We start from the raw sequence: 8,475 nt of genomic DNA, 5'->3' as shown, positions 1-8,475 counted from the left end.
CACAGATTGATATAGGTTTAAGTTGTTAAAGAGCATCTCTTCTTGGTTAGCGCTGGGCTTTCCCTTTGAAGAGGCGGCTATTCTAGCGAGATAATTGTTAGTGTCAAACACTTTTTTGATTTATTTTTCAATTCTTTCAAAAACAAATCTTAAACTATCTTTTGGCTAGAAGCCTTACTGATTATTGCCTTGAACCCTTGTGGGCTCTGCCGTGTCAGTGAGGACGCATTATAGAGATCAGCTTCACATTGGCAAGCGTTTTTTTGAATAAATTGCAAAAATAAGCCTTTTTAATTAACTTTAACTTCAAAGCCTTATTTATCCCACTTTACCCTCATACCACATACAGGTTATCCACAGACTTATTAAAAAAAGGAAGCTTTCGCCCCCTTTTTTGGATTTTTTAATCTAACTCTTGTTTAAATTCCTGAGCCATCTTGCTCGTTATCTTCTTCATGGAGGCCACATTCACGCTTTAGCCCATTAAACCTTGTTTCTTCTTCTTTCATACCCGGTTCCCATCTTTTTGTTGAGTGGGTATCTCCAATAGATAGATAACCTTCATCTTTCAGCGGGTGATAACGTAGACCGTGTAATTGCAGGTACTCTTCAATTTGGCTGTTGGACCAATCAATAATCGGCAGAAACTTAAATCGTCCATTTTGAATCGCAAGCACAGGTAAATTCGAGCGGCTCTCTGCTTGTTCTCGTCTTAACCCTGAAAACCATGTTTTAACATTCAGGTCTGCAAGAGCGCGCTTCATTGGTTCGACTTTATTAAGATGATTATATTTCTTAATTCCCTCTATACCTTGCTCCCACAACTTTCCATATCTGACTTCTTGCCAATTAGGACTTAGTTTAGCGCTATAGATATGTAGGTTAAGATCGAGCTGCTGCGTTAAAGCATCTATAAACTGATACGTTTCAGGAAACAAATAACCGGTGTCAGTTAATATGATGGGAATGTTTTTTTGCACATTACTCACCAAATGCAGCATCACTGCCGCCTGAACGCCAAAACTCGAGCTCAATACGTGCTGACCAGGCAAGTTATCAATAGCCCAAGCAATTCTTTGCTCCGCATTAAGTAACTCTAGCTGCCCATTCAATTCAGCTAACTTGAGAATTTGTTCCGTCTTAGTTAAAGAGAGCAACGTTTCAAGCTTCTGGCTTTCTTGGAACTTAAGCATAGAAATCCCTCTTTGATACTTTAACTTCCTCTATTACTCCCGTACGAATAACAAAATCGCCGAATGCTTCTTTATTAAGGCGGTTTTTAGCCCATAGCCCCACCAGCTCATCAAGCTCTTCTAAGATTTGTTTTTCCGTTATGTTCTCTTTATACATTTTCGGGACACGAGTACCGGCTTTATTCCCCCCAAGGTGGACATTATACCGACCCGGTGCTTTACCAACTAAACCAACCTCAGCCAACATCGCTCGACCACAGCCATTTGGGCAGCCCGTAATACGTAAGATGATGCTTTCTTCTTTTGGAATCTGATGCTTCTCAAGTACGTTTTCCACATCAGTCACGAAAGATGGAAGAAAGCGTTCGGCTTCTGCCATGGCAAGGGGACAGGTTGGAAAGGCAACACACGCCATCGAATCTTTGCGCTGCTCACTCACTGAGTCATCCATCAAGCCATGAGCGCGAGCTATCTTTTCAATCTTCGCTTTTTGAGCTTTGCTTACCCCTGCGACAATCAAGTTTTGATTGGCCGTCATTCGGAAGTCGCCTTTATGAATCTTAGCAATCTCAGCTACGCCCGTTTTTAAGGGCCTACCTGGATAATCAAGTAATCGACCATTCTCTATAAACAGTGCCAAATGGTGTTTACCGTCAATGCCGTCAACCCAGCCGATACGGTCCCCACGCTCAGTAAACTCATATGGCTGACTTGCGGAGAACTTCACGCCAGCGCGCTTCTCTACTTCAGCCTTGAAGACATCGATACCAACACGGTCTAACGTATACTTGGTTTTTGCATTTTTACGGTTAGAACGGTTACCCCAATCACGCTGGGTTGTCACCACCGCCGCCGCAACCTCTAAGGTATGTGCGAGTGGCACAAAGCCAAAATCATCGGCTCGTCTTGGATAAGTAGACGTATCACCATGCGTCATGGCCAAACCGCCACCCACAAGGACATTAAACCCAACCAACTTACCGTTTTCCGCTATCGCGATGAAGTTAAGATCATTCGCGTGAACATCCACATCATTTTGTGGCGGAATAACGACGGTTGTCTTAAATTTTCTCGGTAGATAATTACTGCCTAAAATCGGTTCTTCATCTGTTGTTTCTACTTTCTCCCCGTCTAGCCAAATTTCGGCATACGCTCGCGTCTTCGGTAGTAGATGCTCACTGATCTTCTTTGCCCATTCATAAGCTTCTTGATGAAGTTCTGATTCAACAGGGTTCGTGGTACATAACACGTTGCGGTTCACATCCCCTGCCGTAGCAATAGAATCAATACCGATCTTATTGAGTGTCTGGTGCATTAGCTTAATATTAGGCTTGAGCACGCCATGAAACTGGAAGGTTTGACGGGTAGTAAGACGAATACTGCCATACAAACTATGATCAGTTGCAAACTCATCAATGGCTAGCCACTGCTTTGGCGAAATAATACCACCCGGCATGCGAGCTCTAAGCATCACATTATGGAGCGGCTCTAGCTTTTGTTTCGTTCTTTCATTACGGATATCACGGTCATCTTGCTGATACATTCCGTGGAAACGAATAAGTTGGAAGTTATCTGCGGTAAAGCCACCAGTAATTTGGTCGGATAAGTCAGCCTCAATCGTACCGCGTAGATGATTACTCTCTCGCTTCAAGCGCTCGTTATCAGCTAATGGGCCCAATACTTGGCCTAATACTTCTTGTTTGCTCATTAGTACACATCCTTTTGATAACGTTTTGCTTTTCTTAGTTCGCTTACGTATGCCTCAGCCTGCTCAAGATCTTTACCGCCATACTGTTTTACAATCTCAATCAGCGCAGTATTCACATCTTTTGCCATGTGCGTCGCATCCCCACAAACATAAAGATGAGCACCTTCTTGTAGCCATTGCCAAATTTGCTCACCTTGCTGGAGTAGACGGTGCTGAACATAGACCTTCTCATGTTGGTCACGGCTAAACGCCACATCTAGACGATTCAGTACACCTGACTTAAGGTATTTCTGCCATTCAACTTGATATAGGAAATCTTGAGTAAACGTTCGATCACCAAAGAACAACCAGTTCTTACCTTTTGCATCACGATTTTCTCGCTCTTGAATAAAGCTTCTAAATGGCGCAATGCCCGTGCCAGGGCCAACCATGATAATCGGTGTGTCATTATCATCGGGTAATTTGAATTGCTTGTTATGTTCAACGAAGACTTTCACTTCGTCGCCCTCTTCAAGGCCTTTTGCTAAATGGTACGATGCACCACCATGTCGCTTTTCATCTCCCTTGTTGTATTCAACAAGCGCTACCGTTAGATGCACCTCTTCTTCAACTTCTGACTGACTGGAAGCGATAGAATATAAACGTGGCGTTAAGCGGCGTAATAGTGAGATGAGTTGCAAAGCATCAAGCTTGGTTTTCTTCTCTCGAAGCACGTCGACGACTTGAGTTTCGCCTGAGTACTCACGCAGTTGGTCCTTATTCTCGACCAACTTAAGTAATTTTTTGCTGCCCGATATCTCGGCGTACTTGGTGACAAACTGAGGGTTTGACGCCGTGATCTCGTAGTGCTTAATCAGTGCCGAACGTATCGAGATGCTCTCACCATCGACATCCACACTTTCAATCCCAGAAAGTTGCGCTTGAGCGAGAATCGCATCCACCAGCTCACTGTTGTTTTCAAACCAAACCCCCAATGCATCGCCGGCTTGATACGTCAGGCCTGAATTCTCGAGATCAATTTCGATGTGTCGAACATCTTTGCCAGAGTCACGGCCTGTGATTTTTTGGCTGGTTAGCAGCGTTGCCGTGTATGGGTTCTGTTTTGTGTATGTCGTGGTTGCACCAGCGGTGGCAACAGGTAACGTAACCACATCCGCTGCTTGCGAAGATAAATCGTCTTTAATGACTTCAAGTGCCTTAAGTCGCCACTCTGCCGCTACGACATCGTAATCAACATCACAATCTAACCTTTCAACAAATGGCGTCGCGCCCTGCTTAGTTAAAAAGGCATCAAAGTCTTTACCCGTTTGACAAAAGAACTCGTAACTTGAATCGCCTAAACCAATCACGGCAAACTTCAGGTTAGGAAGCTTAGGTGCTTTCTTCGACTGCAAAAACTCATGCAACTCAATCGCATTATCGGGTGCTTCACCTTCACCATTTGTTGACGCCACAAAAATCACATGCGTCTCTTTAGCGAGGTTTTTACCTTTGTAGTCACTGGCATCAAATAGCTGTGCTGTGATTCCATGCGCTGACGCTTCTTGCTCAAGAGCCTCAGCTACGCCTTTCGCATTCCCGGTTTGAGACGCGTAAATGATGGTAAGCTTGCCAGCAGGCTGGGAGGCTACGGCGGTGGTGACCGCGCTCGCTACAGGTGTTAACGGTGTTGGGTTTTGTGCTTGACTCAATCCCCAAAAATAACCACTCACCCACGCCAATTGGTTGGACGATAAAGAAGTTGATGCTTGTTGTAATTGCGATAGCTGCTGATCATTGATTGGAGCAGCTAAGCCCGGAAGTTCTTGTTGTGTATTTCCATTTGATGACATAGTCACGACATCCCTAAACATTGCGTGACGATAGATTAACCAACCATTTTAATAACAAGAAAGAATAGATATGTATGTTTTATAACTTTTTGGAAGAAAGGAATATTTTGAGGGGGGATTATTTCGCTTCAATACGCACCTGAGAAAAGCCAACCGCCAGCGCAGATTTAGAGGCTTTATCAAGATCAATATACTGACACTCGGCACCGTGAATGTCTGTCAGCATAAGGAATCCGCCTTGCTTGTGGCGAAATTCAACTACCCAGCCCCCTTCCGATTCAGATGGTTCAATAATCGCTTCAGAAAGTAAGTCTTGATGATAAAGGTACTTCAATTCCGTTATGGTCATGCTTCCTCCAAAATTCTATAGCGGAGCCTGTTGGCGTCAGCTCCTTCATTAACTATAGCAAGCTGGATCATTTTCGTCGGATTCGTTGTTACCAATATGTTAACTAGAGCGTGCAATAAAGCGGTTGTATACCCATAAGGCGATAACAAACGCGACAATCCACGGCAGAAGTTGGAAAAGGACACCCACCATTCCTAGCATAAATAGCACAGTGAATGACGCAACGATTGCCAATGAAACGGTGACAAACGTTACCCCCGTCATGACTAACACTCCGATAAAGACCATGATGAAAATCAGTTCAAACATATCGCCTCCTTAGGCACTGAAAAAATAATAGTGGTGTAAGACCTAACACCGTAATATTTATGATAAAGCATGAACCGTTCCAACTTTTCAAGCCATTGATAGTATTGCACTTATAAAATAAAAAACTCCAGCTGATCGGTAAATCAACTGGAGTTGGTATTTTTAACCACGAACTTGGTAAATTTAAACGTCGAGTTCTTTTGGAATTTTAGTCAGTGCCGTTTGAATCACTTCAACGCCTGCGCCCTTCTTATGCGCATTTTCACTAATATAACGACGCCATTGTCTGCCACCCGGTAAAGCTTGGAATAAACCAATCATATGTCGGCTGATATGCCCAAGATTAGAGCCATTAGCAAGTTGCTTCTCAATATACGGATACATCGCCTCCACAACCTGACTGCGTTTCTTCACAGGCGTGTCCATTCCAAAGATGGTTTGATCAACCTCAGCCAGTAAATACGGGTTTTGATAAGCTTCGCGCCCAATCATCACTCCATCTAAGTGCTCTAAATGCTCTAACGACTCAGCTAACGTTTTTATCCCGCCATTAACGCCAATCTGTAAGTGCGGGAAATCTTTCTTAATTTGATACGCACGAGGGTAATCTAGCGGCGGGATCTCTCGGTTCTCTTTTGGACTCAAGCCACTTAACCATGCTTTACGGGCATGAATGGTAAAGTCCTCACAACCCCCTTGCTCTGAAACATGAGACACAAAACGCGTAAGAAACTCGTACGAGTCCTGATCATCAATCCCGATTCGAGTCTTCACCGTCACAGGAATAGAGACCACCGCTTTCATTTCCGCAATACATTCAGCCACCAGCTCAGGCTCCCCCATGAGGCAAGCCCCAAAGCGACCATTTTGAACACGATCTGACGGACAACCAACATTGAGGTTGATTTCATCATAACCACGCTCTTGAGCAAGCTTCGCGCACGTTGCCAAATCAGTTGGGTTTGAACCGCCTAACTGCAATGCGACAGGATGCTCTTCAGTATTGAACGCTAAAAAGTCACCCTTACCGTGAATAATTGCCCCCGTCGTAATCATCTCGGTATACAACAAGGCTTGCGAAGAAAGCAAACGATGGAAGTAACGGCAATGTCTATCCGTCCAATCGAGCATGGGTGCTATGGAAAGACGGCTTGAATGGAAATCGCTTGTGTTGTCTGGCTTCATCATTGTTTTACCTAAGTTTTTAACCATTCAAATCCGCTTTGAATATCATGTAATTTCGTCCAAATTCGTCCTATAGTGCCCCTCAAAGAGTAGGACGACGGAATGGCTTCTCTATCAATTGAAAAACGGCAGCTACAAAGCGGTGAATTCCGCTACAAAGCAACCATCATCGTGAAGAAAAAGCAGGCAATAATACACAGAGAATCGAGAACTTTCAAAAGGAAAGAGCTTGCGAAGACCTATTTCCCTTATAACTCAAGAAGCGTAACGGCAGGGTTTCAGCGCGTTAGGAACAGTTTAGGGATCGAGGACTTGCGCTACCACGATTTAAGGCGCGAGGGTGCCAGTAGGTTATTTGAAAAAGGCTACTCCATTGAAGAAGTAGCCCAAGTGACAGGTCATCGGAATTTGAATATTTTGTTGCAGGTTTATACGCAATTGTTTCCGCATAAACTTCACCAAAAGCGGTAAATAGCATAATTTCTCAGCATACTATCTACAAGAGCTTATTAGCGACGGTGTCGGATCAATATCTTTTATGACTCTAGCTATTTTAAACTCTTGTTCGCTAACCAATTCCAATTGATAATTTTTAGGAACTAAGAACTTAAACTCTACACCTTTTAGCTGATCTAAACTTGTTAGATATGCAATCAGGCGTTCGTCAGCATTAGCACCAAATACTATCCCCGTTAGCTTCCCTGGCATATCTTGAAGTCCGGGAAAATGACTGACTCGCCACTCCTCCTCATATCTCCAGTTCTCCGTTTTACTGAAAACCAACTTCCTCAATTCTGCATTTTCAAAGAGCTTTCCCTTCTCATTTAAGCTACCCGCTCCTATGGCTTGAATGATCTCTTTAACTAAGGCACCAAATTTAATAACTGGTGGCTTTTCAAAGTACTCAACCTCAAAGCACATATTGCCACAATGTGATTCTTCTTCCCTTTCGAACTCCAAAGCGATACCTCTGTGGCAGTCTCCGTAATGAGCCCACATTATTGTGTCATTTGGCTTCGCTGATAAACAATATAAACCCGCTTGTTGCCTCATTGAGTTTATAAAAACCGTTTGCACCATATCCTTTAGTTCAGGGGTAATAACAGCAAATGCAGATCTAATGCTCTCATCCGGAAAACTACCCAGTACCTCAGGGTGAAAAGGCGTTGGTAATTCATCTTGCTGCGTAAACGGTAGCAATTGAATCAAGGTTTCAACACAAAGATCATCTATTGATATGTCGAAGTCAGCCTCAAATGGGTCGTTAAACTGTTCAGGTTTCGCATAATACGCCAGCCCCAATAGAAGTGGCTTCAATTTGTATTGATCCAAAATCAGACCATTATCGACTGACAATCCCCTATTTTTGATTTCACTATCATCCGAAACTTTCAGTTCCATGCTCTGATAATGATAGAGTTTTTTCACTTCCTGCTTGTACATTTAAACACCGCCATATATGAGTCAATCTACTGACACTAATTAGAACTCGCTTCATATGCAACAGCAAACGCCAGCCTTTTCGACTTTCGTTATCAGCCTATCGAGCAAAGCTCTCGTACTCTTCACGTTTTGTCAAAGAAGTGCGAGCACTTGGTAATTTCGTACGAGGTTGGCCGCCGCCCGAAAACCGTATTTGTGATTGGAAAAAGTATCAAAGGCTTTGTCTTGCGATGGTGTGACTTTGCTCATCCATACGTTGTTACTGATTCGAATATTGAGCGGATTGAATGCGCTCACATTGTTGACCATCGCGAGTGCGATCAGAACTGCCACAAACGTGAACAACATGATTTTGTGTTTTGCTTGCATGGTTTCTCCTATTTCACAACGTTAGAAAAGTTGTTTACAGGACATAGCTAAAGGAAATAAAGGTTACATTTACGCAGTTTTTATATC

Annotated in this window: 9 protein-coding genes; 1 reads left to right on the top strand and 8 read right to left on the bottom strand. The window is 43.5% G+C overall.

Annotation, left to right across the window (positions count from 1 at the left end; all coding sequences use genetic code 11):
* Window positions 1–419: 419 nt before the first annotated feature.
* From AB4405_RS14670 to dusA, 6 genes are all read right to left on the bottom strand, one after another.
* Entirely contained in the window at window positions 420–1,193 is a 774-nt protein-coding gene (locus tag AB4405_RS14670; protein ID WP_372061515.1) for a phosphoadenylyl-sulfate reductase, read from the bottom strand.
* The gene (gene cysI, locus AB4405_RS14665; protein WP_372061513.1) at window positions 1,186–2,901 is read right to left on the bottom strand and encodes an assimilatory sulfite reductase (NADPH) hemoprotein subunit; all 1,716 of its coding nucleotides are present in this window, start codon (window positions 2,899–2,901) and stop codon (window positions 1,186–1,188) included. The genes AB4405_RS14670 and cysI overlap by 8 nt, the downstream gene beginning before the upstream one ends.
* Window positions 2,901–4,733, bottom strand: a complete 1,833-nt coding sequence (locus AB4405_RS14660) for an assimilatory sulfite reductase (NADPH) flavoprotein subunit (RefSeq protein WP_372061511.1) — start codon at window positions 4,731–4,733, stop codon at window positions 2,901–2,903. The genes cysI and AB4405_RS14660 overlap by 1 nt, the downstream gene beginning before the upstream one ends.
* Window positions 4,734–4,851: 118 nt before the next feature.
* A complete protein-coding gene (locus tag AB4405_RS14655; protein WP_102471263.1) occupies window positions 4,852–5,082 on the bottom strand; it encodes a thymidylate kinase in 231 nt (76 codons plus the stop codon).
* A gap of 99 nt (window positions 5,083–5,181) precedes the next feature.
* Window positions 5,182–5,391, bottom strand: coding sequence for an envelope stress response protein PspG (locus AB4405_RS14650; protein ID WP_102471264.1), 210 nt, complete (start codon window positions 5,389–5,391; stop codon window positions 5,182–5,184).
* A gap of 183 nt (window positions 5,392–5,574) precedes the next feature.
* Window positions 5,575–6,576, bottom strand: coding sequence for a tRNA dihydrouridine(20/20a) synthase DusA (gene dusA / locus AB4405_RS14645; RefSeq protein ID WP_372061521.1), 1,002 nt, complete (start codon window positions 6,574–6,576; stop codon window positions 5,575–5,577).
* A 102-nt stretch (window positions 6,577–6,678) separates the two neighbouring features.
* Here dusA and AB4405_RS14640 point away from each other — a divergent pair, with 102 nt between their 5' ends.
* Complete coding sequence (locus AB4405_RS14640) at window positions 6,679–7,047, top strand: tyrosine-type recombinase/integrase (protein ID WP_372061510.1); 369 nt, start codon at window positions 6,679–6,681, stop codon at window positions 7,045–7,047.
* Window positions 7,048–7,068: 21 nt separating this feature from the next.
* Here the strand turns inward: AB4405_RS14640 and AB4405_RS14635 are convergent, their stop codons facing one another.
* A complete protein-coding gene (locus AB4405_RS14635) occupies window positions 7,069–8,019 on the bottom strand; it encodes a DUF2971 domain-containing protein (RefSeq protein WP_372061509.1) in 951 nt (316 codons plus the stop codon).
* A gap of 132 nt (window positions 8,020–8,151) precedes the next feature.
* Window positions 8,152–8,388: a hypothetical protein gene (locus AB4405_RS14630; RefSeq protein ID WP_372061508.1), complete on the bottom strand. Its 237-nt coding sequence runs from the start codon at window positions 8,386–8,388 to the stop codon at window positions 8,152–8,154.
* Window positions 8,389–8,475 lie beyond the last annotated feature (87 nt).

This window comes from Vibrio sp. 10N.261.51.F12, assembly GCF_041471725.1.
Classification (GTDB): domain Bacteria; phylum Pseudomonadota; class Gammaproteobacteria; order Enterobacterales; family Vibrionaceae; genus Vibrio.
Note: the sequence above shows the minus strand (reverse complement) of the source record. Positions and strands in the feature narration are given on the sequence as shown.

Bases quoted from the DNA above. Each gene is read 5' to 3' on its own strand.
- dusA (WP_372061521.1), bottom strand. From the start codon at position 6,576: ATGAAGCCAGACAACACAAGCGATTTCCATTCAAGCCGTCTTTCCATA.
- AB4405_RS14650 (WP_102471264.1), bottom strand. From the start codon at position 5,391: ATGTTTGAACTGATTTTCATCATGGTCTTTATCGGAGTGTTAGTCATG.
- AB4405_RS14635 (WP_372061509.1), bottom strand. From the start codon at position 8,019: ATGTACAAGCAGGAAGTGAAAAAACTCTATCATTATCAGAGCATGGAA.
- cysI (WP_372061513.1), bottom strand. From the start codon at position 2,901: ATGAGCAAACAAGAAGTATTAGGCCAAGTATTGGGCCCATTAGCTGAT.
- AB4405_RS14670 (WP_372061515.1), bottom strand. From the start codon at position 1,193: ATGCTTAAGTTCCAAGAAAGCCAGAAGCTTGAAACGTTGCTCTCTTTA.
- AB4405_RS14640 (WP_372061510.1), top strand. From the start codon at position 6,679: ATGGCTTCTCTATCAATTGAAAAACGGCAGCTACAAAGCGGTGAATTC.
- AB4405_RS14660 (WP_372061511.1), bottom strand. From the start codon at position 4,733: ATGTCATCAAATGGAAATACACAACAAGAACTTCCGGGCTTAGCTGCT.
- AB4405_RS14630 (WP_372061508.1), bottom strand. From the start codon at position 8,388: ATGCAAGCAAAACACAAAATCATGTTGTTCACGTTTGTGGCAGTTCTG.
- AB4405_RS14655 (WP_102471263.1), bottom strand. From the start codon at position 5,082: ATGACCATAACGGAATTGAAGTACCTTTATCATCAAGACTTACTTTCT.